Here is a 25429-nt window from a genome sequence, read left to right on the forward strand (position 1 = left end):
ATTAATCCACTCTATGAAGTAGCTAAATCCTTCTTGTGTATTTTCAAAAAAACAAGTAGAACCAAGTTCTATTCCTCGATAATCTTGTGCTCTAGCTACATGATGATGTTTGGCAATATCAATACCAATGATTAAGGTTTTCGGTGTTATTTGAGCTATTTTATGATTTTGGTTATAATTCATTTTGAGACCTCCGAGTAGATGTTTTGTTCCTTTAGCTGGCCGGCTCAGGACACATTTATCTTATCAAGAGGTCTTTTTTCTATCAAATTTCATTTTCACTTATTACAGGAATGCTGCCTCTTATCAAGTCAACATTTGTGATGGTATCGACACAGAAAAAGGATCTTCGATTTGAAGATCACTTTATCTGTTTATTGAATACAAGATGCAGAATGGTGAAAAATAAGTATATAATTTATAAGCCTATTAATTATGTTAAACACTCTTCTTCAGGTTTTATATTGACCTGTTTCCAATTTTCATCGCCTACTCTACGAAATTGAGCAATTTCTACGTCAGTTCCATTCGTTAATGTAAAGAATATAAAATAATAATCAGCTCCACCATTACCATGAAAGTAAATCTTTTTAATATAACCACTTTTTATAGTTGGGTGTCTTTTTTGAATCAATTTGCACCAATATCCATATTTCACATCCACAACTGGAAAAATCTTCTTCCTTTTCACTTATTATATGAATACTTATTCCACCTCGTGAAAATCTACTCCTAGTACATCTTCAAACTTAATTATAAATACATCTATATGATTATCTATTAGGCTTAATCCATGCCTGATTGTATCTATAAATGAATTTGTCCGATATAAAGCTTAAATATCTCCTTTATCATAATAAGTAAATACAACCTCTTTGTTATATTCCATCGCTTCACAAATAATTGTACTAATCTCTACTAATTGACCTATAAATAAAAAAACAAGCTAATGGAATAAAACGGTAACTTATCTAAGGGAACATCGTCTAAAAAATATGGAGGGATATTAATGAAAAAACACTTCGTAATGCTAGTTTTAACTTGTATCTTTATACTAAGTTTAGTTGGCTGTAACAAAGGTACTGAAAATATAAAAGAGGTAAACATTTATGAAATGAAGAATTTTTCGTCTGCTCAGAAGGATTCGTTGATTACAATTACAGATTCAAAGGTCGTTCGGGATATTTTAAAAGGCTTTAGCAAAGCAAAAAAAGAAACAGGCATCGTAAATATGGTTGATCCACAATATAAGGTTGAACTAGAAGACGAAACATATTTTCTTTGGCTAAGTGAAGAACACGGAACAATCATGAATTCACATGATACTAATACTATCTATACTCTATCAAAGAGTTCGGCGAAAACAATTAACGAGCTATTAAATAAACTAAAGGCTACCGCTAATCTGAACTGTACCCTTAAAAATAGACAGTTAATAAAAAGTCCTTTATGCACTTAGTAGATGGCCTCGGTACTGTTCCGGGGCCATCTTTTTTAATCCCCATTGATATCGGTATGAATTATAGTAAACTATATAATCCTCAATTACCTCTCTTAGTTGTGTGAGAGATTGACATGAAGAAGTATCAATTTCATCCTTTAAGTGGCCAAAAAATGATTCCATTGGTGCATTATCCCAACAGTTTCCTTTCCGAGACATTGATTGAATAAACCCGAGTTTCTTAATCCTTCGTCGATACTCTGGATTTGTATAATGAAATCCTTGATCAGAATGGAGAATAGCTTCAGGGTGGATGTTTCCGTCCAATGCATCAATTAAATTATCAAGTGTTCGATAAACAAGCCTCATTTCTAATGTGGTTGAGAGATAATAAGCCAATATTTCACGTGTAGACCCATCTTTAACACATGATAAATAAACAGGTGTTCCGTTTTCTAAATAAAGATATGTGATGTCAGTAAGTAACACTTTACCAGGCTCGTTTTGTGCAAAATTTCGATTCAGTATATTAGAACAAGTTCGGTGTTCTTGTGTTGCCTGTGCGATTCGTTTGTAAGGGTTTGACCTTCTAATTTTTGATTTTAGATTGAATTTCTTCATAATACGATAGATTTTCTTTAGATTCATCACAGTAAAATAGTCATTTTCTAGAACCATTCTTATAGCTCGTCCACCTGATTTACCATTTTTTTCATCATAGACTTGTTTTATTAGAATAAAATCCTGCTCATCCTTACATTCTCTATTGATACGCTTAGGTTCAGCTTTAAGCCAGGCATAATAACTTTTGCGTTTTACTGCAGCTAATTCACAAAGATAGGAAACCATCCTAATTAGACCATGTTTACGAATAGTCTCCTCAATTAGTTGGAACTTCTCTGATAATGTTAGTCTTGTTTCTTCGCCTTCCTCTCTAGTTCTTCTAACTTTTTTAAAAAGTCGTTCTCCATCTCTAAGAAGGCAATACGTGCTTCTGCTTTTTTAAGTTTGTCTTCTAAAGTAAGATCCTTCGAAGATGGACGTCCTGTGCTTCCCTTTCCGCGACGCTCATTTCTAAAACCTTCCTCACCATACATTTCATAAGTTTTTCTCCAACGCTTTAAACATTGTTGAGGCTTTTCAGAACCAATTATGTCTAAGTCAAATCCATGTTCAATGAATATATCCATTGGCCCTTTGCCATTTTGATTTTCCTTAATGGCAGCGATTTTAAACTCAGGTTTGTACGAGATAGATCGATCAGATACATGATTTACATTTGGGTTGTTCTCTAGCTGTTTACGTTGAAATTCATTAAAAATAATTTTACTCATATCTCATTCCCCGTTCACTCTATTTGTTTTGATTATAAAGGTTTTTTTATGATAAAACACAAAAATCCCGAATAATGGACTTTTTTAAAAGTGTCCATTATTCGGGATACAGTTCAATCCATGACGGATTGGCTTTTTTTGAAGTTTCATTGTACTAAACTGGTAGTTTCAGTTGATAAAACGAAACGTTTTTAACGTACGATCGTATAAAGTATATAGATATTACATAGCTTGATTAGTCTATTTAATTAGGAGGGCGAACCATATGCTTGGTTTACATGTTATGAAATCAAATGATTCCGTTATTATTAAGTGGCAGCTTTCAAAGGTTGAAATACCTATATCTGACATTCTTGATGTAAGCTTAGATGAAACATATGGCGGTGTGGAAAAAGAGGCTATCAGAATTGGAACACCATATGGGACTACTGATAGAGTAGTCATTAAGACAAAGACAAAAACTTTTATTCTTTATACTTCTAACCCTACTTCAATTAAAAGAGAAATTCTATCTTAAAACAAAATAGGTTTTTAGTTTACTGTACCTGATATATGATAAAAAACAAACCGTCAAAAGCAATAAAGAGGAGAATCCCCTCCTCTTTATACCTTATTTTCTATTATCGTCCCGTTTGGCAAATGATTAGTTAGCATTTCTATTGTTGAATATCGGGGGTCATTTGTATAAAGGTGAAACCCTTGTCCATCGTGCCATAGCTTAATAATGGTAGTAGTATCTTTCATATTAAAGCACGGCAACATATATGGCTTTTCGCCTCCAAAAATGCCTTTTTTAATCGCCAATTTGTACCTAATATGATCAGAGAAGGAAAATGCATAAAATTGATTGGACGAAGCAATCCAAAAAGTTTCATCTAAAATAAGCTTTAATGTATGTGCGTCATTTATGATAGCGTTGAAAACGGGGAAGCTTTTCTTTTTTGTACTTTCACATCTTAAAGAGTATGGAATACACTCCTTTTGGAATGTATTTTTGATTTCTTCAGTTAAATCATTGTAGGGTTCAAATGTAAGATAAACTGGGAATAAAGCTTGTTTGCATATAAAATCATATAAAAATTGTCTTGTTTCGTTATCGTAATCATCATATTCTGAAGGTCCAATATATAATTTAGATACTTTTTGTATGTTTTCAAATAAAATATATTCTTCGTCCGAATTAAATTCGTCTTGAGCAATATATATTTTAGTCAAAATCCCCCCACCTTTCTTAAAAAGTCAATTCTTGGTTTCTTAATTTTATCATTTTATATACAGAAACAGGCTTTTCAAAAATAAAACAACATCGGCAAATCCTCATTTTGTTTCGCAGTTGAATTTACTTTCCCTTAGCTAACAACTCTTAAAATGCCCCCCAATGCATTACTTGTAATTTTTAAGCCATTTCTCCAACACTAATAAAACCAGCCCCATCAATCCTTGCATCATCTGTAAGTATTTTTCGCCTATTATAACTGGTTATAATGTGTATAGCTCATTCGCTAGCAATTTCGAAAATGATCATATGGAAGGAGTCATATACAGTGGTCGGACAAGGAAAATTACTAGAGGTTCAAGACTTACAAAAAAACTATGGTAAACAAGACAATGTAACAAAGGCTTTAAACGGTGTTAGCTTTGACATTCTCCCAGGAGAATTCTTAGGTATAATGGGGCCAAGCGGTTCTGGTAAAACAACATTATTAAACTGTATTGCCACAATTATAAAACCAACCTCTGGGCGTGTGCTTTTAAATGGAAAAAACATCAGTGCTTTTGATAGTAAGGATTTAGCGGAGTATCGGGGGAGTCGAATCGGCTATTTGTTTCAAGATTTTGCACTGCTTGACAATTTAACTGGAGAAGAAAATATCCTATTACCCCTGTCTATTCACGGGATGGACTTTGCAAAGGCACGTGCTAAGCTAGATGATTTATCAAGTTTCTTTGAAATTACGGATATTCTCAATAAATTTCCCTCTCAAATGTCTGGAGGACAGAAACAGCGGGTAGCAGCTGCACGTTGTTTAATTACGGATCCAGATATTGTTCTTGCAGATGAACCGACAGGAGCATTGGACACACGTTCTGCACGAATCTTAATGAATAAGCTTGAGGGGATTAATCATGAAAGTGGAAGAACGATTTTGATGGTTAGCCATGATCCGAATGCAACAAGCTTTTGCTCTAGAATTCTTTTTATCCAAGATGGTGTCATCTTTCATGAGCTGCGACGCAAGCATGACGAGTCTCGCGCGAACTATTATGATCGAATTTTGCAGTTAATGGCTCAGCTTGGAGGTGGAAGTGCAAATGTTCTCTAGGCTTGTTTATCGTAATGCAAAACGTAGTCGTAAGGAGAATTTCATTTACTTTGCAACGCTTGTAACAGCAATTGCGTCGTTTTATATTATTCTTTCACTTGGTAGACAGGATGTTATTTTATTTCTGAAGGAGTTTGAGAGTGATTCCATTAATAAACTGCTAGCTCAAATGCCAATTGTATATGCATTTGCGTTATTTTTATTGTTTTTCTTGATTTTGTTTGCGAATCGGTACCAATTACATCGAAGAAGTCAAGAGTTTGGGCTTTATCTCATGCTAGGAATGCGCAAGGAGCGCCTTATTCTTCATCTTCTAGCAGAAGGGTTCATTACGTCTATTTTCGCCCTCATTTTAGGTCTTTTCATTGGCGCATTTTTAGCAGAACTAATTAGTTTAGCAGTTTCTAGATTAGTAGGACAAGGAATTATCGGTCATCAACTAAGCTTATCAGTAGGTGCGGTTATCTCTACGATCATTGGGTTTTTATTCATCCAGTTTCTCGCATTAGTCATTCTTGGTGGAAAGTTATTTAATCAAGAGGTTCAGCAATTGCTTTATGGGCAAATGGATAAGAAGCAAAATATGGGGCATTTTAAAGGCAATATCCTTACTATATTAGTAGGTTCTGTCTTATTAGGTGTTGCCTATTGGATTGTTTTATATCGCTTTATGGATTTTGGAGGACTGCTTCTGTTTGTGGCATTGGCTCTTGGAAGTGTAGGAACGATCCTTTTTATGAAGGGATTAGGAAAATTATTAGGCTTATTGGCAGGCTTGTTTAAGCATAAATCAACTGAAGATCTACACACATTTACATTAAGGCAATTTCAAGAGAACATTGCAAATAGATATATTTCTGTTGCTGTAACCTCTATTCTCATCACATTGTCTATTATTTTAATAGCAAACGGTACTTCATCTGTTATAAGTTTAGAAAATGTTTTTACTAGAACCTCCTCTGTATATGATTTTACCGTTAATGGGGATAATCAGAAAATTAAGCAATTTCTTACATCAGAAAAAATGGTACCATATGTAGAGGACTTAAACCTCCTGGAAATTGGAAAGATGAAACATCAGGATAAGCAAACAGAAGATGGAATGCCATTGTCATTAGTTGATTGGTCTAAATTAAGAGAGCAAATTATTATGGCTTTGCCAAGCAACTATAAGGAGCAGATTTTATCTGGAGAAGCGCAAAGTTATAGTGTCAGCTCGGAAAACCCAGAAGCACTTAATCTTTTTGGAGTTCTGGAGATGGATACAAGAACACCTTACCTTATTCCTGAATCATCTTATAACGGACTTTTAAAGGCGATCGGAGAAAAACCTCTGGACCTGCAATCAAATGAAATTGCTTTATACTTTAATCCAGATTTTATGCCTATGAAGAATCTTGAGAGCATGCCTGTACTAGATCGGATTCTTGAAAGGGCCGCTAATGAAGGGCAAAGCTTGATGAGCATTCATGACCAAGCAATCTATATACGCCCCTCCCTGCCAATGAGAGGATTAGTAGCAGACCGTTCTGTACCAATTTTTTCGGCATTTATCGTCCCTGACGATATGTTTAAACAATTATTAGATACGGAAACCTATGTGTCATATTGGAATTTTCGCATTCCGCAAAAGCTGCAAGACGAACAAGGTTTAATGACCCCAATGATGGAGGCTAAAGATGTATTAAAATCTGCCGGCTTCAAGTTTGAAAGTTATTTACAAAACTTTGGACGCCAGCTCTTCTATGTTGTTGCCGGAAGCTATACCGTCTTATATATGGGATTCTTATTCTTGATTATTGCTTGTACGTTATTGGCTTTACAATTTTTGACACAGATGAAGCAGACTGGACAACGCTATGTAACGCTTTCGATGTTAGGGGCAAAACGTAACCAAATGAAAAAGTCGATGCATCGACAGGTATTGCTCACCTTTCTTTTACCTATGTCTCTTGCGTGCGTGAGTGGTGCTGTTGGGATAAGAGCGATGATTTCATTTCTTATTATTCACTTTAAAGATAATGCGTTACTTTACCCTATTGCCCTTTCCTTTGCATGTATTGTCATCGTCATTTTTGTGATTTATGGAGTAGCAGTTGCCCGTTCGGCAGATCATGAAATAGATAAATTGCGGTGGAAGCCTAACATAGATTAAGGAACTATGAAATATTACATCGAAGGAGGTGCTGAAGTGGCGAGGATCATAATTGTTGAAGATGATTCATTGTTAAGAGAAGAGTTAATGGATATGTTACAAAAAGCAGGCTATGAAGTGTTAGCAATTGATGACTTCCATGAAATCATTCCTAAAATTGTCGCTTTAGCACCTGGCTTAGTCTTATTAGACATCAATTTACCGGAACAATCAGGGTTTGAAATTTGCAAAAGTCTTAAATCAAAAGGAATTGGTCCGATATTGATCCTTACATCCAGAGATAAATTACAAGATGAATTACATGGTCTTCATTTAGGGGCAGATGATTATCTTACAAAGCCATGTAATCGAGATCGATTACTAGCACGCATTCAAAACCTGCTTAGAAGATTTGCGGGACAGCCCGGTTTAATAGATGGTGGCAATTTTTTGCTAGACCCAAATACCTTTACTTTGTATAAGGGAACTGAATCATTATTATTATCCTCTAATGAAGGCAGAATTTTATTGGCTTTAGTACAGAATAGACCTGACGTTGTATCAAAGTCTACATTGAGTGAGCTTTTATGGGGAACAGACCAGTATATTGATGAAAATGCATTACAAGTAAATCTAACTCGCTTACGAAAAACACTGCGACAATTAAACCTGGAAAATCAAGTCGAAACAGTGCGGGGCCAAGGTTATAGACTTAAGGGGCAAGGAGAACGATGAACTGGATAAAGCAAATCTATGATAGTTTTAATGCTTATAAGCTTTGGTTTCTTATTTTCATAGCTACATGTTTCCTATTTAGCTATTTAGCCTGGTTGGCTTACCCAGAAACCTTTAAGGTGTTAGTAGGGCTAATGATCGTTTTTACTCTAGCGATGATATCGATGTCTATATTCATGATTATGAGAAAGCAAAAAATCATAGAAGCTGCCTTTCAAAATTTTTTATTAGAAGCGACTGAGACGAATGAAGAAATATTATGCAAGGTATCTCCTAGAACACATTGGCCTGTTATCCGTCGAATAGGGAGTGCCATAAGATCCTATCAGGCGGAGCTTAATGAGCAAGTTATTGAGTTGAACGAGTATGAAAATTATATAGAAGGCTGGGTTCACGAAATTAAAAAGCCTCTCTCCTTGATGACACTAATTTTAGATAACCGCAGTGACGAAATGTCTCCCCTTGTTCGACAGCGTATGCTCCATATTCGAGAGCAGATGCTTGGAGATGTAGAGCGCATCCTCTATTTTGCAAGACTTGGGGCTGCTCATAAGGATTATATTTTTGTGTCTATAAGCTTACTAGCTTTTTGTAAACAGACAATTGAAAACCATCAACCAATATTAGATGAAGCAGGTTTTCAAATACAGTTCAAAGGTGATGAGGCGGAAATTTTCTCTGACCGGAAAGGATTAGCCTTTATTTTAGAACAAATCATCACTAATAGTACGAAGCACGCTACACAAAATCAGGAACATCCAATATTACAATTTGAAACAGTGCATGATGAAGCAGGTAATCAAACCATTTTGCATATTTGTGATAATGGTCCTGGCGTATTTGAAGAAGATTTACCATTTATTTTTGATAAGGGCTTTACTGGAAGGAGAGGTACTTATACAAGAGAAGCAACAGGTATGGGACTCTTTTTAGTTAGCAGGATGGCTAATGATTTAGCTATACAGTTGGAAGCAAAATCAGAGCTTGGTTCTGGGCTTACCATCTCACTACTATTCCCAAAGGTAAAGCAATAGCCTTTTTAAAAATTATTTATAAAGATGAAAATAATTATATAAGGAGTCCATATGATAAAAACAATTGACATTACTAATAGAAAACACGCTGAAGACGTTTTAAACATTCAAATACCATCATATAAGGTAGAAGCAGAAATAATAGGTTCATATGATATACCACCATTAAAGGATACTGTTCATACGTTGCAAAATTGCGAGGAAACGTTCATTGGTTATTATGAAGATGAAGAACTATGTGGTGCTTTGTCTTTCAAAGCGGACGATGCTGAAATTGATATACACAGACTAATCGTTCATCCAAAACACTTTAGAAAAGGAATCGCTCAGTTGCTTTTAAATTTTATTGAAAGCAATTTCAAGGCTGAAATAATGAAGGTAGCAACTGGTTCTAAAAATACTCCAGCCGTAAATTTTTATAAAAAGAATGGATTTCAACTCATTAAAGAAGTTAGTGTAAATGAACAATTATCCTTAGCCTTTTTTGAAAAGAAATTATAATCTTTACGAGAATAATAATCTGATAGCGCATTGGAGATGAAAGAATAATGGAAAGGGAATTAGAGAGAGCAATCAATTTACGAGAAAAAGGAAATTATAAAGAATCGAATAAATTACTTTTAAAATTGGTACAGGAGTTCCCCGATAATGGCACGATCAACTATCAATGCGCCTGGAGTTTTGACGTATTAGGTGAAGAAGCAAATGCCGTACCTTTTTATGAAAAGGCAATCAAGCTAGGTTTGTCCTCAGAGGAACTTGAAGGAGCTTTTTTAGGGTTAGGTAGTACATATAGAACATTAGGAGAATATGAAAAGTCCAAAACGACCTTTCAAAAAGCAATTGAATTATTCCCTACTAATAGAGCAATGAAAACCTTCTATTCGATGACCTTATATAATTTAAACGAGCATAGTAAAGCGATGGAGCTGTTACTAAAATGCTTAATTGAGACAACAAATGACGCTGAAATAATAAGTTATAAGAAGGCAATTGATTTCTATTCCGATAAATTAGACAAAGTTTGGGAGTAGTTTTTGAAAATTTGCGTGACCACAAAAGGTGACGCATTTTTTATTGAACTGAATAGTTTCCAAATAGGAAAATAATGCTAAAATAGAATGAATAAATTTTATATACTACATATGCAATTTAATGATAGATGTACGGAAGGAGTTTTTACATGTCAGATCCCTTTTTCATGGATGATCCTATGTTTGAAATCGTCCCTATTTTTATTGGCATTATTTTTGTATTCGTTATTGGTGGAATATTATTTTCAGCTTTCAAAGGGATTGGTCAGTGGCAGAAAAATGAGCAGTCTCCAAGACTAAGTGTAAAAGCTATCGTTACATCAAAGCGAGCAGATGTTTCCAGACGTACAAATATGCATCATCATGATGACCATCACCATCATTCTTCAAGCACACATACAAAATACTTTGTAACTTTCGAGTTCGAAAGTGGTGACCGTTTGGAGTTCCATGTTTCGGGAAAAGAGTATGGTTTACTCTCCGAAGATGACATTGGGATGTTAACCTTTCAAGGAACTCGATATTTAGGTTTTTCGAGGGAAAAAGTTAAGAAGGAGAATACAAAAGTTGAATGAAACACCAGGTTTATCGTGGAAAGGTAATTCATGATACATTTGAGTTTATTGAAGAAAAAATAGGAGTAATTCTCCTTGTCTAGTAAAAGAACATTTTCCAACAAATCTAAACTAGTAATGGAGCTTAATATGAAAAAGACCATATTTTCTTTTAGTATAATAGTCGTTTTGTTGTCAATTTTGATATATAGCCAAATTGGTAAAACCAATAATGTTCAAGTAAGTATTGGTGAATCTACTAAGTTTACTGAGAAGGAAATCAATGAAGCAATAGGAAGTGTTAAGAAAAAATTCATATCATTTCAAGGATGTAAGCTTACGGAATTATGGTATTCGGAAAGCAAATCAGATAGACTTATTAAAGATTATTTACAATATGGCAATGGAGCTTCAAACGGCATAAAGGAAGAAAATGTAATTATTTTATTATCTAACTTTGAAGTAAATTCTTCCGGCGGCGATGGAAGTTTCGAGCCGAACTCAACTCAATCCGATTGGCAGTGGATATTAATAAGGGATAGTAAAAGTGATCATTGGCGTGTTGATGACTGGGGATATTAAACAATGGATTCCAATCTCAAAAAGAGGGAAAAGTGTTTAGGAAATATATTATAATATATCAAAGGATTACAATTTAAAAAAGGAGTACGAAAATGAGCTATTTAAATAAAATTCTTCTAGCTATTCTTATTTCATCTCCAGTCTCAGTAGCTATACTTTTCATCACTAATTTTTTTACTGATCTTGAATTCTTTTCACCTGATAATTATGGTTTTACATTACATATTTTTTGGTTCTATCCTCTCTTCTTTGGATTGATCTATCTAATATTAGGACTCCCAACAACCTTAATCAATGATGTCTTGTTAAAAATATGTAAAATAAGTTCCAGGAAATATAAGCTTATCCTATCATTTATTACTTATAGCATTGTAGGAGTAGTATTTATTATATGCCTTGATATACCATTAAATGAGCTGGCCCCCTATGTCACAATCTTAACTCCGGTTTATATCTATTTAATTGTCGTTAACTTAATTAGAAAAGAATTACTATTAAATTAATATGTACTTTTACTTATATATCAAGCTGCCATCAATAATGGTAGCTTTTTTTATTTATCAAAAGTACTGGCCAGCAAAGGAACAACCACAACATTTGTTAAATTAAGGTTAATTTCTAGAAACTTTTCCCATTTTCACTCGTATTATAGATAAAGAATGAGGAGGTATTTATATGGCAGAAAGAAATACATTCATTGTCTCACCTGAAGATTTCGGATATAACTTCTTAAATAAAGAGTTTACAATCATTTATGCTCAAACAACTGAGGAGTTTAAAAAATTAGTATCACTCGAGCAATTTATTGAGTTTGGAGAGTCCTTTAATAGTGGCGTGGAGAGCTATACGTTAGAAATGAGCACAAGCCTAACTAACAATATAACGCAATATTTGTGGCTAGATAGTAAAAGAGAAAAAATCATTAGTGTTGCGTCTGATAGCAGTAACACGATTCATGGATTATATCTTGCACCATTTGTTACCTATCCGGAAAGTGACCGACAATATACGAAGAATAGTTATATTATGCCGATAAAGGAAGAATGGTTTATTTTTTGGGGAGGCACAAACCAATTTATTAATTATCATTATGTCCATGAAGATCAAAGGTATGCGTATGATTTAATCATGTTGAAGGATGGCCAATCTTACAATGGTTCTATGGACAAAAAGGAAAATTATTATGCCTTTAATAAAGAGATCATCGCACCAGCAGATGGGAAGGTTGTAAAAATAATCGATGGAATGAAGGATAATGAAATTGGCGAAACAGACACAAGCCAGCCTGAAGGAAACTGTGTTGTCATTGAACATCAAAACAATGAATATAGTATGCTTGCACATTTAAAAGAAAATTCTATCGTTGTGAAAGAGGGAGAGTCCGTAAAGCGTGGACAGTTGATAGGGCAATGTGGAAATTCCGGTAATTCGACTGAACCTCATTTGCATTTTCAAGTAATGAATTCACCTCATTACGCAAATGGTCAATCCATTCGTATTCGTTTTGAGAATGGTTTAGAGCCTATTCAAGGAGATTTTATTCGCCCCGTTTAAACTCACTCATCATTTTACATACACTAGAAAGAGTACATCTTTCTGTATTTGGCGACCTTTTATGTACAAATGGGGTACCTTTAAAACTCAAGTTTGTGAAAAAATGCACTGAACGAAAAATTGTGATAGTGCTCACTTTTGTTGCCTTTAATTAGTTGTTAGTTTGATAGATGTGCAGTGTTTGCTTTCTGCGTGGTAGGTGTCGATCCTCCCTCAGTGTAAATCGGGTCTCACCTTCCTGCAGGAGTCTCACACTTAACTTAAGCACCTAGCAAGCTACTAAGTTTATATTTTAGAGTAAAGACTTTATACGTAAAGACTAAAAAGGAGTATTTGTTATGGTAAAAAGATTTTCTATGGTGTTTATCACTTTGATATTAGCTATTACAGCTTTATTATTAGCTGCTAAATATCCAACAGGCCCTAATACTGTTTCATTCGATGAACCAGCCATTATGTGGTTAAATGCTGGAATACTAGTCGTGCTATTTTTACTACCTTTGATTTTTTCGTTTTTTAATCTTCTCGTACTAAGAATCATATCTGCTATTTATCAGGTATTTTTCGTTTTTGGATTTTTAGGCCTTGTTCTAGTAGGCTTTATAATCCCTAGTATTTGGGTAATTCTTAACGGGGCTCTAGGTGCTATTATTAGTATTTGTAGTATCATTGTTACGATTTTAGTGGGGGCGAAGAAAGCGAATTTGGTGACTAAGTAAAAAAGGGGTTGCTACTTTGTGAAAAGTTATTATTTCTGTTGTATGTATCGATAATCTTCTTCAATGTAGCAGCTATATTAAGTAAACAAGTCATTTCGAAATTATTTCCAATCATTTTTAACCAATCTGCAATAAGTTATTACAGAGTCTACCTATCGTGTGGCGATACTTCAATAAGGAGGTATCGCATTTTTTATACAAAAGGAGATGATTTAAAAAATGACCAAACGGAAATTATATTGGATTTTACTAATTCCTAATGTCTTTTTATTTATTCTAGCTTTAGTTTTATTGCCAGAGGATAAAAAAAATTATTCAGTATTTATCATTCTACTATTTTGGATTGTTTATTATAGTGTAATTAAAATAACGAATATAAAAGATAAATAAAAAACTCTTTTTACTAAAGAGACAGATAATTTAAAAAGCAGAAACTGTTACTGAAATATTAATCAGATTATTCATTACCATATATTAACATATGTGATAAAATATATAGTTGTAGACTTTTTTGAGGAGACAAAATATGAAATATTTGAACTATATTATCTTATTAATTCCAGTACCTTTTCTATTCCACTTTTACGAATATGGTCAGCACTTGAAAGATCAAAATGCACCTTTTTTATTTGTAGGTTTTTTATTTTTTGTCACCTTAGCAGCAATCACTACTAGAAATATGAGTTTTTTAAAAATATTCCTTCTTTCAATTGTTCAAAGTCTAATATCATTTTATTTAGCATCTAAGTTTATAGAAAATGATACATATTGGTTTAAACCTTTTGATAGAGATAAAGTAATTTTGATTACTTCTTTCATTTATTTTTTAGGTCAATTATTGGTTAGGGCTATCCTTAAGTGGATTAAAAAACCATAACTTAGGTAGCGTCATAATTATACATTTGTATTTACAATCATACAGCTCGGGTACTTTTCTAAACTATCAAAATGCCGCCGATTGACAAACTCAGTCTTAATGATTTTTTTATATGTTGCTTCAGCTACTACATAGTCGTATGGACAATCTTTCATTCTTAATGAATGGACTGATAGAGCTTTTAGAAAACTAAGGGGTTCTCTACAAGCTGAAGGCTCCAAGGAATGATTCCTTGGAGCTTTTTAATGCTCATGTTTCGATTGGGGTATTAATCGCTTTGATCATTTTTCGTATCGAAACGAGATAGTAGGCCGAGTGAGCAATAGCTCCCAAGACAATTCGATGTCTGTTCATCTAAGGAGTCAGACTATTAAAAGTCCTATTGGATCATTAGTTACAGGTTCTCTCTGTCTACATTCCAGTTGTACACTCTGATTCAGTATGATTAAAGACGACGGACGTTAGAATTAACCGCGTCTCGAATCGGAGTAGTCCCCGTATTTAGTTCGAGAATCTGCCGACTAATCCGAGATTCGTGAAGCAACTCAGCAAGAGTTTCGGCGACATCAGCGCGAGGTATCTGTCCGTGAAGCTCTGCTGGTCCCAGTGACACAGTGCCAATTCCAGGATCGTCAACAAGTAATGATGGGCGAAGAATCAGCCAATCAAGTTTACTTCGACTTAGCGTGATGTCTGCTTTCTTCTTTGCGGCAAAATAAAATTCAACCTCATCTCCGAGATTTCGTTCCCGCCAAGACTCTGGGAATACCGAAACAAGAGTAAAACGCTGAACTCCCGCTCGGAGAGTTGCCTCAATCGCTTTTGTCACACCTTCATCATCAACTGCTGTTGTAGTCTCCACGTTTCCGCCATTAGATCCTGCACTGAAAACAACGACATCTGCGCTCCCGATGGCCGTCGCTAGGACATCAATGGACATGCTGGTTAACTCTCCGACTATAGTATTTATGCCACGCTTTGCAAGCGCTACTTGTTGTTCATCACGACGCACGAGCCCACGTACAGTATCTCCTTTGACGAGAAGCTTCTCAGCAAGCAGACCGCCAACCTTGCCTGTAATCCCTATGATGAACACATCCAAGCTTTTGTTTTCGTTTTCATTATTTATTTCTAATTGGTTTTTCAGCATAACTCCTCGTCCTTTCACATTATATTTTAAACTTTTGCTATGGATTAAATTTCTATTGTTTTTAGGTATAGTTATGACGCCAAATGCCTCAAGGTTCCATAACCCTTTTTTGTACTTATTATTGATGTACAGTCATTTTATAGTATGGTATAACTTTCTACAAGTACGGTAATTTAAGTTCGATACTAACCTAAAGGAGAGTGTAAAATGGAAAAAGAATCATATGTATTTAATGAAGATTTGAAGAATACTGGTTTTGGTTACACTCTGTCATTAATTGGTGGAAAATATAAAATGACAGTTTTATATGCCTTACATATAAGTAATACTCCAATACGCTATAATCAGTTAAAGCGAATGATTCACTTTATTTCCTATAAAACACTGACAAATACATTGAAGGAATTGGAAAAGGATCAACTAGTTATCCGAAAAGAATATCCTCAGGTGCCTCCAAAAGTAGAATATAGTCTATCTGAAAAGGGATTATCACTAATACCGTTATTAGATGCAATCTTCTATTGGGGAGAAGAACAATTAGGAATCAAAAAGGAGATGGAGGATTCTGTTGAATTAGAGTAAAGGTGAAGACAAAGATAAGTAATAAAAAACAACATTGTTTTTTATTAGAATACAGCTAAAAATACGCTTGGAACAGCAAATGTATTAGTCAATAATGCAACGTATGAATCACCAGTAAATTTTCGTGAGTATATCATGATGACAAATGTATTTTTTGGAATTGAACGGGGGGAATTTATATTATTCATAAAAATAGTCAAAGCCGATGAAATTTTCTCGTCTTAAAATTTCTCCGGCTTTTTCATCTCAGAGGTGAGTTTTATAAGATAGTTTGGCCGAAAAAAAGATTCCAATCATTTTTATTCACGCAAAGATTACCATAGTTTGGTAAAATTAAAGAAAACAGTATAGATCGGTGTTTTTATATGGCAATTAAGAAAAATAATCTATTATAGTCATATACAACTCTTTTGCTTTACTACCGATGTAGGTTTGCTAAAAAGGAGGTACCTAGTGAATAAATGGTTAGTGTTAGCTGGAGTTTTGGTAATTGTTTTAGGTGTTTATGCATTTAATAGTAAATTTTATTATCCACCACTACCTATCGATACTGTAAGCAAAAAGGAAGTCATAGATTCCTTGAATGATTCTTCGAAAGAGATTGTTAAAATAGACGATGATAATGATTATGAGTGGTTTATTACAAGGATGGAACAAGGACGAGCTTACCGAAATTTAAAGGAAATGATTAGCAACAATGGGTGGCATTTCAAAACTCAAGAGGGTAGTGGCTATATTTTTGAAAAGAATCATGACACACTAATCGCAACTACTGAAATGTGGACGGGAGATTATGTTATTGTTAAAGTCCCAAAGGGTTGGAATAATTAGGCATGTTCACAATTTTTTAAGGATAGTAAGAATAAGGTTTCAACTATCTATTTAATATTCCTCAATGGAAAATTTAAAATATAAGTTTATATAATACACATTATTCCACTAGTCTTTATCTCCTTACCTCTTTCTATAATCTATCATTTTGTAACTAGATTCGATCTACAAATATAAATAAAACAAATAATCCTATTAAAGCAATTAAGTTATACATAACCTGCTTATACTTCTTTTCATCTATTACAATCAATATATCTATAAAAGTTATAACAGAATATATAATAAGAGCTATTTTTACGTCTAAATCAAATAAAATAACAGATAAGAATGTAGCAAAGAACACCAATGATAAATTAACTTTCTTAAACATTTTAATCAATTTTTCCTTCATAAAACACCTTCTATACTAATAATGGACCAGTTAAATTTATTTTAACTGGTCCATTATTATAAATAAAGATTTTAACGGCATACTAACCCTTGTTTCCCACTAGCTATTTTTTCTCTTTTACTGGCATCCAAATTTCACTATATACATTTTCCGAAGTACCATTGTGCTTTGTAAAAGAGATGCCAGGTAGATCTGTTATTTCATAATCTGATGAAGGCAGCCATTCAGAGTAAATTTTCGCGGTAGTTTCTTGAAGTGTAGCGGGAAACGGGCCTTGATTTGGGAAGATTGCCCATAAGCTTGCTTCAATTGTAAGTTGTTCTAAATCAGCGAAAGGATTTTCCTTTGTCGTGGCAAAACCAATCATATGGGTTAGGTGGCCTTTTTCCTCCAAGTAACCATCATCAAAATCATACGATACATTTAAGACATAATGAGGATATACATCAGCTAATTGATGCATTTCATTTCTTTGTTGTTCGGTTATTGACTTGGCTAGCTCTATGATAGCTTGATTTTCACCTTCGAATTGGATTGGCACTCTTTTCGAGACACCAACTATATGAAACTTCTCTTTCTTTTCAATTTTAAATTCCATTGAAATCCCTCCTCTTATATCGATGTAGAATGAAAATTTGGGAAATGATTTTTGAATTTTGTTTTTCGTTACTTCTGAAGGTAAAAAGCCACTCCATTCACGAAAAGCTCTGGAAAACCCTTCGATAGATTGATAACGATATTTATAGGCAATATCTGTTACTTTTGCCCCGTTAATTAATTCAACATTTGCAGCTGATAATCGCCTATTTTTGATATACTCATTCAATGACATTCCGGCCATATACGAAAACATTCTTTTAAAATGATAATCAGATAGCCCGACAATTTTCGATATTTCTTTTCCCGAGATATCCTCTGTCAAATGTGCTTCAATGTAGTCCATTAAATGATTGAACTTTTGTAGCATTCATTTCCCTCCTTTACAAAATACATGTTACCGGTAAAATTGATTTTCCACTCGATATTTTCTAGACGGAATTTATCGGAATGGTATCCTTCTTGATAATTATTCTCTGCGCGGAACCATTCTTTAACGGTTGGCGAGAAAATTGTAATTTCTATACAAATTATACATTAAAACTTTTTATACTTATCAGTTGAAAAAGTGCAAATGAGTAACTTATAATAAAATCATCGTATAATTGAATGTGAGTTTAGAGAATATGACATTTAACTGTATAATACATAATAGATAGCGATTTATTCAAAGAAAACATGCTTTCTAGCGTTAAAATAAAGTTAGGAGATAGGTGAAAAATATGAATGGTAGTCAAACAGATCAACAAAACAAAGAACTATTCACCAGAAACAATCCGTTTCGAGCAAAGGTTTTAAAAAATATAAACTTAAATGGTGCTGGCTCAAATAGAGAAACTAGACATCTAGAATTATCCTTAAAGGGATCAGGCATATCTTATCTTCCTGGAGATGCTCTTGGGATTTTTCCAGAAAATGACCCACAATTAGTCGAGTCTCTCCTTTCTGCAATGAATTGGGATGCAGAACAGAAGGTCATTATCAATAACAAAGGTGAAGAGCTTTCCTTGAAGGATGCTTTAACAACATACTTTGAAATTACGTTATTGACAAAGAAAATCGTACAAAACTTCTCAAAGCTTGTTGATAATAAAGAACTTGAGAGTCTTGTTTCTTTAGAAAATGCCGCATCGTTAAAAGAGTATATGTATGGACGTGATTTACTTGATTTAATACAGGATTTTGGTCCATGCAATGTTGAGGCACAGGAGTTTGTTTCACTTTTAAGAAAAATGCCACCACGTCTATATTCGATTTCAAGCAGTCTTTCGGCATATCCTGATGAAGTGCATTTAACAATAAGTGCTGTACGCTATACAGCTCATGGACGGAATAGAAATGGTGTTTGCTCTGTTCAATGTTCGGAACGTGTTTTAGAAGGTGATACACTTCCAGTATATATTCAACAAAATAAACACTTTAAACTGCCAGAGTCAAATGATGTAGACATTATCATGATTGGTCCTGGTACTGGTATTGCCCCTTTCCGCGCCTTTATTCAGGAACGTGCAATGACAAATGCAAGTGGAAGATCTTGGCTGTTTTTCGGAGCTCAACATTCAAAAACAGACTTTCTTTATCAAGATGAGCTTGAAAAATATCAAAAAGACGGTGCACTTACAAAATTAACAACCGCTTTCTCACGTGATACCGCGGAAAAGGTGTATGTACAAAACAAAATGCAGGAAACGAGTGCGGAATTGTATCAGTGGATACAAGCTGGTGCCCATATTTATGTTTGTGGAGATAAGGAGCATATGGCGAAGGATGTTCACAATACGCTTATCGAGATCTTATCAAACGAAGGAAACATAAGCTTAGAAGAAGCAGAAGAACAATTGAATGAAATGAAAAAAAGTAATAGATATCAAAGAGATGTTTATTAATAGCTGTTGCAAGCAAATCCATCATAAAAGGATCGGTTTTCAATGAAAATAGAGATTAGTGAGAAAGCAATACATTGGTTTAAAGAAGAAGTCGGCTTAGAAACAGGAAATAAAGTTCGATTTTTTTCACAAATTTACGGAACAAGTCCTATTCAAGAGGGGTATGCCCTTGCCTTTACAATCGATAATGATTCGAAAAATGCCGCTGTGCATACCGTTAAAGATGGCATTACTTTTTTTATTGAAGAATCAGACTTATGGTTTTTTAAAGGTCATGATTTATCTGTTGAATATAATGAGCAGATAGATGAATTGGAGTATCGTTATCATAAGGGAAATAGTTAAAGGCTAATAGATGGAATAGAAGATATTCTAAATAAGTAAAGCAACCTTAGACCTTTTCATAAAGGACTCTAAGGTTGCAAAAAATAGATAACAGTGCAATTGAAAGATTTTTTTGAAACTACTCTACGCCCTATTCGATAGCTGTAGCTGCATCCTTTATATGCTGTTCTAGCTCTTTTTGATACTTTGCTTTTTGCTCCTCTGTCCACTTTAATTCAGTTCCCATAAAAGCAACGACTTTATCCTTCCACTCTTTTGTCCAATGAATATCAAATAGTAATGCACCTGTCCGGCGGTTGAAAAAGTCAATAGGCTTTGCAGTCATTTCTTCGTTAATCGAATAAGCTAGCTGTAAATAGAGATAAAGCGGTAATTCCTCTTTCATAGAATGTTCGAAGTAGCTTTTACTATATTTGAATACTTTGTCTACATTCGACCCATAACGTTTCACAAGCTTTTCTGCTTCCGTATATGTCAGACCAAGTTCAGTACCCTCCTTTGCCTTTTCTTTGATAAAGGCTGGAAAGTTTTTAGAGCCTCCAACATCCCCACCAGATATAGGGAGTTTTTTCGTTATACATGCAGAAAATCCTTTTCCTTCCTCTCGATATTGCTTAGCAAGGAGATCCACTACAATTTCAGCCATTTTGCGATAGCCTGTTAGCTTTCCACCTGCAATTGTGACAAGCCCTGAGTCAGATGTCCATATTTCATCTTTACGTGAAATTTCAGAAGGATCCTTTCCATCCTCATGAATGAGTGGGCGTAACCCTGTCCAGCTTGATTCAACATCGTCTACGGATATGTCTAAGGAAGGGAACATATAGTTAATTGCTTGAATAACGTACTTACGATCATCTTTGGTCATTCTTGGATGAACCATATCCCCTGTATAAACAGTATCTGTTGTACCTACATACGTTTTTCCGTCCCGTGGAATTGCAAAGACCATCCGGCCATCTGGTGTATCAAAGTAAACAGCTTGGTTAAGCGGGAAGCGGCTTTGGTCTATAACTAGGTGAATTCCTTTCGTTAATTGCAAGGACTTCCCTTTTTTTGAATTGTCTAGTTCTCGCAATGAATCTACCCAAGGACCTGCTGCGTTGACAATTTTGTTTGCGTAGATCGAATAAGATTTATTTGATAATTGGTCAACAGCAATTACCCCTTTAACCATTCCATCTTCGTATATAAATTGTTCTACCTTTGTATAATTAACTGCCTTTGCTCCTTTATTCACCGCTTCCTTGACAACTTCAATTGTTAAACGTGCGTCATCTGTTTTGTACTCTACATAATAGCCTCCACCTTTTAATCCATCCTTTTTAACAAGTGGAACACGGTTAATTGTTTCTTCCCTGCTTAGCATGGAACGGCGCTCACCTCTTTTTACACCTGCTAAAAAGTCATACACTAAAAGGCCGATGGATGTGGAGAATTTCCCAAACGTTCCTCCTTTATGAATTGGAAGCAGCATCCACTCAGGTGTTGTGACATGTGGTCCATTTTCATACACAATTTCTCTCTCTTTCCCTACTTCAGCGACCATTTTCACTTCGAATTGTTTTAAATAACGGAGCCCTCCATGAACTAGCTTTGTTGAGCGACTTGACGTTCCCGCTGCAAAGTCTTGCATTTCTACTAGGGCGGTCTTCATTCCCCGTGTTGCTGCATCAAGTGCAATTCCACATCCTGTAATACCGCCTCCAATGACTAGTACATCAAAGCTTTCGTTTTCCATCTGTTCGAGAATTTGCTTTCGATTGAAGCTTGAAAAAGTCATTAATCTCCACTCCCCTGTTTTTTTTAATCCAAATAAAAAGAGACCACAAACTCCATTACTCAAAACGAATAATGGCTTTTATGGTCTCTCAAATTTCTACTACCGGAATATTAACTTATACTTTTATTTAATCATAGATAATCTGTCATTTCAATTATGACCATCGCGTTTCCCGCTATTTACATCCTTTTAACAAACTCATTTAAATACACTTGCTGCGTGAACAGCCTTTTTCCAGCCATTATATAATTGTGTCCTTACTTCCGAATCCATTTGCGGTTCAAATAATCGCTCTCGATTCCATTGGTTTGAAATCTCTGCTTGATCCTTCCAATATCCGACTGCTAGTCCTGCTAAGTATGCCGCACCTAATGCTGTTGTCTCATTGATTGCAGGTCTTTCAACTGGAACATCTAAAACATCACTTTGGAATTGCATAAGGAATTGGTTTTTAACAGCCCCGCCATCGACGCGCAATGTTTTTAGCTCTATCCCAGAATCCTTCTCCATCGCAGCTATAACATCTTTAGTTTGATATGCCAATGCTTCTAATGTAGCGCGTATAAAATGCTCCTTCGTTGTCCCTCTTGTTAGTCCGAAGACAGCACCCCTTACATCACTATCCCAATAAGGCGTCCCTAAGCCAACAAATGCTGGGACAACATAAACACCATCAGATGACTCAACCTTTGTTGCATAACCCTCACTTTGCTTTGCATCTTTTATCATTCGGATTCCATCTCTAAGCCACTGAATAGCTGATCCTGCTACAAAGATGCTTCCTTCCAAAGCATATTCTACCTTGCCATTTATTCCCCAAGCGATCGTCGTCAAAAGTCCATGATCACTTGTTACGGCTTTCTCACCGGTATTCATTAGCATAAAACATCCTGTTCCATAGGTGTTTTTCGCCATTCCTTCAGCAAAGCATGCCTGTCCGAATAAAGCTGCTTGTTGGTCACCTGCTATCCCAGCGATTGGGACGGATTCACCAAAGAAATGATAATCCACTGTTTTGCCATATACTTCGGAGGAAGACTTTACTTCAGGTAGCATCGACTTAGGTATCGTGAGGATGTCGAGAAGCTCCTCATCCCAGCATAAATCATAAATATTGAACATGAGCGTTCTAGAGGCATTTGAGTAATCTGTTACATGGGCTTTCCCTCCGGTTAATTTCCAAATAAGCCATGTATCGATTGTTCCAAATAATAACTCTCCCTTTTCCGCCCTTTCTCTCGCACCGTCAACATGATCTAAAATCCATTTCACCTTCGTCCCCGAAAAATAGGGATCAATTAATAGACCTGTTTTTTCTCGGAACATTTCACTGTAGCCATTTTGCTTTAACTCTTCACAAATTGGAGTCGTTTGGCGAGATTGCCAACAAATAGCATGATAAACTGGTTTTCCTGTTTGTTTATCCCAGACAACAACAGTTTCTCGTTGGTTTGTAATCCCAATCCCGGCAACCTGACTAGCTTTAACTCCAGATTCTGATAAACATGATGCAATAACAGATAGGATTGAACCCCAAATTTCCTCGGGACTATGTTCAACCCAGCCAGGCTTAGGAAAATACTGCTTAAACTCAGCCTGTGATTGATAAACTACTTCACCGTTTTTATTAAAAAGAATCGCTCTTGAGCTCGTTGTTCCTTGATCAAGTGCTAATATAAACTTTTCCATATTTACCTCAACCTTTAATTTCTAGATTGTTGTTTAAATCAAAAACTACTCTATTTATCTTTGATTTCCTTAGTTTAACTCTATGCTAGTATGTCTTCCAAAGCTCCTGTCTCGAGGTTGTAACAGCTGTTGCTCCTGCCTCTAAAGCTTGTGCAACGTGCTGCTCATTTTTTATTAATCCTCCAGCCAGAATTGGTATTCCTGCTTTTTCCCGTACTTCTTTTATAAGAGAAGGAATAATCCCTGGCAATATCTCAATATAATCAGGCTGTATTTTAGGCATTAGCTTATACGTCTTTTCTAAAGATGTACTATCTAATAGAAAAACCCGTTGAATCGCATAGATACCTTTTTGTTTAGCCTTTAGAATCACCTTTGATTTAGTTGAAATTAACCCTGCTGGTTCTATTTCCTGACATAAATATTCGACAGCATATTCGTCTGCCTTCAGTCCGTTAATAAGGTCAACATGTAAAATTAGCTTTTTCTGTGCCTTTGTAACGGCCTTCATGATTCCCCGCAATTGCCCTATATGGCTCTCTAATAAAAGCCCATACTCATATTCACTTTCAATAAACCGTTCAAGCTGTTTCATATCTCTAAAAGCAGGCAATACTTGTTGACTTTGAAACGACATCTAACTTCCTCCTATGTTCATTGATTAGAATCTAAAATACGTATCTACTCATCTTAAGTCTCCATGCAGCATATGGTGTTGTATTCTTTTATTTCTAGTGTTTTATGCCTGTTCTCCTTGCAAAGGGGGAAGGTAGATATTAAAAAGGCTTTCTATCAAGAGAATTGACGAAAGCCTATAGTTGTAAAGGACGTTCCTTCTATAAAACAATCATAAAGATGATTGGTAGAGTAGCTAAACTTAACGTCGTGCTAAGGAGTGTTGCACTTGAAACAAATTCAGGCTCTGTATTAAACTGTAGGGCATACATCGTTGTATTCGCGGCCGTCGGCATTGCAGCCATTATGATCATGATTTGCTTTACCATATCATCTACTGGTAAAAACAACGAAAGAATATAGGCGATTGCTGGTGACACAGCTAGTTTCGTAACGAGTGAGAGCGACACTTTTTCCTTCTCAAATTTCTTTAAGGAAATTTTAGCAAGCTGCATGCCTAGTACGATCATGACCGTTGGAATAGCGGAATCTGCTACCATATCGACAGCCTGGGTTATCGAGCTTCCTAGCTCCACATGAAAGGCTTGGAGCACAAGTCCAAAGGCTGCTCCATAAACCATCGGCATGCGCTGAACTGCCCGAATGGCAGAGCGTACTCCATCACCTTCAGGGCTTCCCTTTGCAGCATAATAAACCCCTACGGTACACATAACGAGCTGTTGAATGACCATTAGCACGATTGCATAGTCAAGACCAGTTGCACCAAATAGCAATAGTACGACGGGTGTCCCATAGTTTCCATTGTTCATAAACGATGACGCTAAAATCATGCCACATGTTTCTTTAACAGAGTATTTACGAATAAATGCAATCACATAGACTACAGCTATTAATGAAAAGCATAAAAGAAATGTATAAAGAGCCAAATAAAGATAAGTAAGATTAAATTCTGTTGTATAAAAGGTTCTGAATACTAAAACCGGCGACATTAAATAAAGTGCCATTGTTGAAATTGTTTTTGTATCAAACCCGATCTTTTTTTGACCGATAAACCCGAGAGCGAATATACCAAAAATCGGAATAAGGATAAGAAAAAAATCCACCCATTCACCTTCAATCCTTCATAGTAATATGTTTAGGATCCTTGAGCCTGTAACGGCAGCTTGGGAGCCTCCTTAGATCTAACGATGTGAGGTCTCCCTTTCCCCCGCTTC

The 25429-nt window shown here is 35.2% G+C and carries 28 protein-coding genes and 1 pseudogene; 18 read left to right on the plus strand and 11 right to left on the minus strand.

Annotation, left to right across the window (positions count from 1 at the left end):
* Both ACTJJ9_RS02385 and ACTJJ9_RS02390 read right to left on the minus strand, forming a co-directional pair.
* Positions 1-183: pseudogene (locus ACTJJ9_RS02385) on the minus strand (IS110 family transposase); the annotation flags it as partial.
* 250 nt (positions 184-433) lie between these two features.
* Positions 434-634: a hypothetical protein gene (locus ACTJJ9_RS02390; RefSeq protein WP_222124800.1), complete on the minus strand. Its 201-nt coding sequence runs from the start codon at positions 632-634 to the stop codon at positions 434-436.
* 375 nt (positions 635-1009) lie between these two features.
* On the opposite strand from ACTJJ9_RS02390, the gene ACTJJ9_RS02395 reads away from it, so the two are divergent.
* Positions 1010-1459 (plus strand): hypothetical protein, encoded by a 450-nt coding sequence (locus ACTJJ9_RS02395; RefSeq protein ID WP_145585448.1) that lies wholly within the window; start codon positions 1010-1012, stop codon positions 1457-1459.
* On the opposite strand, the gene ACTJJ9_RS02400 is transcribed toward ACTJJ9_RS02395, so the two are convergent.
* Positions 1448-2775 (minus strand): IS3 family transposase gene (locus tag ACTJJ9_RS02400; protein WP_440768434.1). Its coding sequence is split into 2 segments (ribosomal slippage): positions 1448-2406 and positions 2406-2775, totalling 1329 coding nucleotides; the frame shifts between segments, so codons are not numbered across the junction. The two genes, ACTJJ9_RS02395 and ACTJJ9_RS02400, sit on opposite strands and share 12 nt — an antisense overlap.
* A 265-nt stretch (positions 2776-3040) precedes the next feature.
* Here ACTJJ9_RS02400 and ACTJJ9_RS02405 point away from each other — a divergent pair.
* Positions 3041-3292, plus strand: coding sequence for a SunI/YnzG family protein (locus tag ACTJJ9_RS02405; RefSeq protein ID WP_145580349.1), 252 nt, complete (start codon positions 3041-3043; stop codon positions 3290-3292).
* A gap of 86 nt (positions 3293-3378) precedes the next feature.
* Here ACTJJ9_RS02405 and ACTJJ9_RS02410 read toward each other — a convergent pair whose 3' ends face one another.
* Positions 3379-3990: a hypothetical protein gene (locus ACTJJ9_RS02410; RefSeq protein WP_145580347.1), complete on the minus strand. Its 612-nt coding sequence runs from the start codon at positions 3988-3990 to the stop codon at positions 3379-3381.
* 329 nt (positions 3991-4319) lie between these two features.
* On the opposite strand from ACTJJ9_RS02410, the gene ACTJJ9_RS02415 reads away from it, so the two are divergent.
* The 12 genes from ACTJJ9_RS02415 (at position 4320) to ACTJJ9_RS02470 (ending at position 14322) form a co-directional block, all read left to right on the plus strand.
* Positions 4320-5099 (plus strand): ABC transporter ATP-binding protein, encoded by a 780-nt coding sequence (locus ACTJJ9_RS02415; protein WP_170944489.1) that lies wholly within the window; start codon positions 4320-4322, stop codon positions 5097-5099.
* Positions 5089-7254, plus strand: coding sequence for an ABC transporter permease (locus tag ACTJJ9_RS02420; RefSeq protein ID WP_145580345.1), 2166 nt, complete (start codon positions 5089-5091; stop codon positions 7252-7254). Before ACTJJ9_RS02415 ends, ACTJJ9_RS02420 begins: the two co-directional genes overlap by 11 nt.
* A gap of 36 nt (positions 7255-7290) precedes the next feature.
* On the plus strand, positions 7291-7968 hold the full coding sequence (locus tag ACTJJ9_RS02425) for a response regulator transcription factor (RefSeq protein ID WP_186324090.1): 678 nt from the start codon (positions 7291-7293) through the stop codon (positions 7966-7968).
* Complete coding sequence (locus ACTJJ9_RS02430) at positions 7965-9002, plus strand: sensor histidine kinase (protein WP_145580341.1); 1038 nt, start codon at positions 7965-7967, stop codon at positions 9000-9002. The genes ACTJJ9_RS02425 and ACTJJ9_RS02430 overlap by 4 nt, the downstream gene beginning before the upstream one ends.
* A gap of 51 nt (positions 9003-9053) precedes the next feature.
* Positions 9054-9503: a GNAT family N-acetyltransferase gene (locus tag ACTJJ9_RS02435; protein WP_145580339.1), complete on the plus strand. Its 450-nt coding sequence runs from the start codon at positions 9054-9056 to the stop codon at positions 9501-9503.
* A gap of 47 nt (positions 9504-9550) precedes the next feature.
* Positions 9551-10036, plus strand: a complete 486-nt coding sequence (locus ACTJJ9_RS02440) for a tetratricopeptide repeat protein (protein WP_145580338.1) — start codon at positions 9551-9553, stop codon at positions 10034-10036.
* A gap of 149 nt (positions 10037-10185) precedes the next feature.
* Entirely contained in the window at positions 10186-10611 is a 426-nt protein-coding gene (locus ACTJJ9_RS02445; RefSeq protein WP_145580336.1) for a DUF2500 domain-containing protein, read from the plus strand.
* 129 nt (positions 10612-10740) lie between these two features.
* Positions 10741-11172 carry a DUF4829 domain-containing protein gene (locus ACTJJ9_RS02450; RefSeq protein ID WP_145580375.1) on the plus strand — a complete coding sequence of 144 codons (432 nt, stop codon included), beginning with the start codon at positions 10741-10743 and terminating at the stop codon, positions 11170-11172.
* 675 nt (positions 11173-11847) lie between these two features.
* Positions 11848-12726: a M23 family metallopeptidase gene (locus ACTJJ9_RS02455; RefSeq protein WP_145580334.1), complete on the plus strand. Its 879-nt coding sequence runs from the start codon at positions 11848-11850 to the stop codon at positions 12724-12726.
* 338 nt (positions 12727-13064) lie between these two features.
* Complete coding sequence (locus tag ACTJJ9_RS02460) at positions 13065-13445, plus strand: hypothetical protein (protein ID WP_145580332.1); 381 nt, start codon at positions 13065-13067, stop codon at positions 13443-13445.
* Between the two features lie 219 nt (positions 13446-13664).
* Positions 13665-13835, plus strand: coding sequence for a hypothetical protein (locus tag ACTJJ9_RS02465; RefSeq protein ID WP_186324089.1), 171 nt, complete (start codon positions 13665-13667; stop codon positions 13833-13835).
* Positions 13836-13971: 136 nt separating this feature from the next.
* Positions 13972-14322: a hypothetical protein gene (locus ACTJJ9_RS02470; RefSeq protein ID WP_145580330.1), complete on the plus strand. Its 351-nt coding sequence runs from the start codon at positions 13972-13974 to the stop codon at positions 14320-14322.
* 445 nt (positions 14323-14767) lie between these two features.
* On the opposite strand, the gene ACTJJ9_RS02475 is transcribed toward ACTJJ9_RS02470, so the two are convergent.
* The gene (locus tag ACTJJ9_RS02475; protein ID WP_222124762.1) at positions 14768-15472 is read right to left on the minus strand and encodes an NAD(P)H-binding protein; all 705 of its coding nucleotides are present in this window, start codon (positions 15470-15472) and stop codon (positions 14768-14770) included.
* 207 nt (positions 15473-15679) lie between these two features.
* Here ACTJJ9_RS02475 and ACTJJ9_RS02480 point away from each other — a divergent pair, with 207 nt between their 5' ends.
* Positions 15680-16054, plus strand: coding sequence for a winged helix-turn-helix transcriptional regulator (locus ACTJJ9_RS02480; RefSeq protein ID WP_145580327.1), 375 nt, complete (start codon positions 15680-15682; stop codon positions 16052-16054).
* A 453-nt stretch (positions 16055-16507) separates the two neighbouring features.
* A complete protein-coding gene (locus ACTJJ9_RS02485; protein ID WP_145580325.1) occupies positions 16508-16885 on the plus strand; it encodes a DUF945 domain-containing protein in 378 nt (125 codons plus the stop codon).
* 154 nt (positions 16886-17039) lie between these two features.
* On the opposite strand, the gene ACTJJ9_RS02490 is transcribed toward ACTJJ9_RS02485, so the two are convergent.
* Positions 17040-17279 (minus strand): hypothetical protein, encoded by a 240-nt coding sequence (locus ACTJJ9_RS02490; protein WP_145580323.1) that lies wholly within the window; start codon positions 17277-17279, stop codon positions 17040-17042.
* Between the two features lie 103 nt (positions 17280-17382).
* Complete coding sequence (locus ACTJJ9_RS02495; protein WP_145580321.1) at positions 17383-18246, minus strand: AraC family transcriptional regulator; 864 nt, start codon at positions 18244-18246, stop codon at positions 17383-17385.
* A 352-nt stretch (positions 18247-18598) separates the two neighbouring features.
* Here ACTJJ9_RS02495 and ACTJJ9_RS02500 point away from each other — a divergent pair, with 352 nt between their 5' ends.
* Positions 18599-19762, plus strand: coding sequence for a sulfite reductase subunit alpha (locus ACTJJ9_RS02500; RefSeq protein ID WP_145580319.1), 1164 nt, complete (start codon positions 18599-18601; stop codon positions 19760-19762).
* Between the two features lie 42 nt (positions 19763-19804).
* The gene (locus tag ACTJJ9_RS02505) at positions 19805-20107 is read left to right on the plus strand and encodes a HesB/YadR/YfhF family protein (protein WP_145580317.1); all 303 of its coding nucleotides are present in this window, start codon (positions 19805-19807) and stop codon (positions 20105-20107) included.
* Positions 20108-20237: 130 nt separating this feature from the next.
* Here the strand turns inward: ACTJJ9_RS02505 and ACTJJ9_RS02510 are convergent, their stop codons facing one another.
* The 4 genes from ACTJJ9_RS02510 to ACTJJ9_RS02525 all read right to left on the minus strand — a co-directional run bounded on the left by ACTJJ9_RS02510 (position 20238) and on the right by ACTJJ9_RS02525 (position 25318).
* Positions 20238-21890, minus strand: coding sequence for a glycerol-3-phosphate dehydrogenase/oxidase (locus tag ACTJJ9_RS02510; protein ID WP_145580314.1), 1653 nt, complete (start codon positions 21888-21890; stop codon positions 20238-20240).
* Between the two features lie 198 nt (positions 21891-22088).
* On the minus strand, positions 22089-23579 hold the full coding sequence (glpK, locus tag ACTJJ9_RS02515; RefSeq protein WP_145580312.1) for a glycerol kinase GlpK: 1491 nt from the start codon (positions 23577-23579) through the stop codon (positions 22089-22091).
* A gap of 85 nt (positions 23580-23664) precedes the next feature.
* Positions 23665-24216, minus strand: a complete 552-nt coding sequence (locus ACTJJ9_RS02520; protein WP_145580310.1) for a glycerol-3-phosphate responsive antiterminator — start codon at positions 24214-24216, stop codon at positions 23665-23667.
* A 199-nt stretch (positions 24217-24415) separates the two neighbouring features.
* Entirely contained in the window at positions 24416-25318 is a 903-nt protein-coding gene (locus ACTJJ9_RS02525) for an AEC family transporter (protein WP_145580308.1), read from the minus strand.
* Positions 25319-25429: the final 111 nt, after the last annotated feature.

Source organism: Metabacillus sp. 22489 (assembly GCF_052044855.1).
GTDB lineage: Bacteria > Bacillota > Bacilli > Bacillales > Bacillaceae > Metabacillus > Metabacillus niabensis.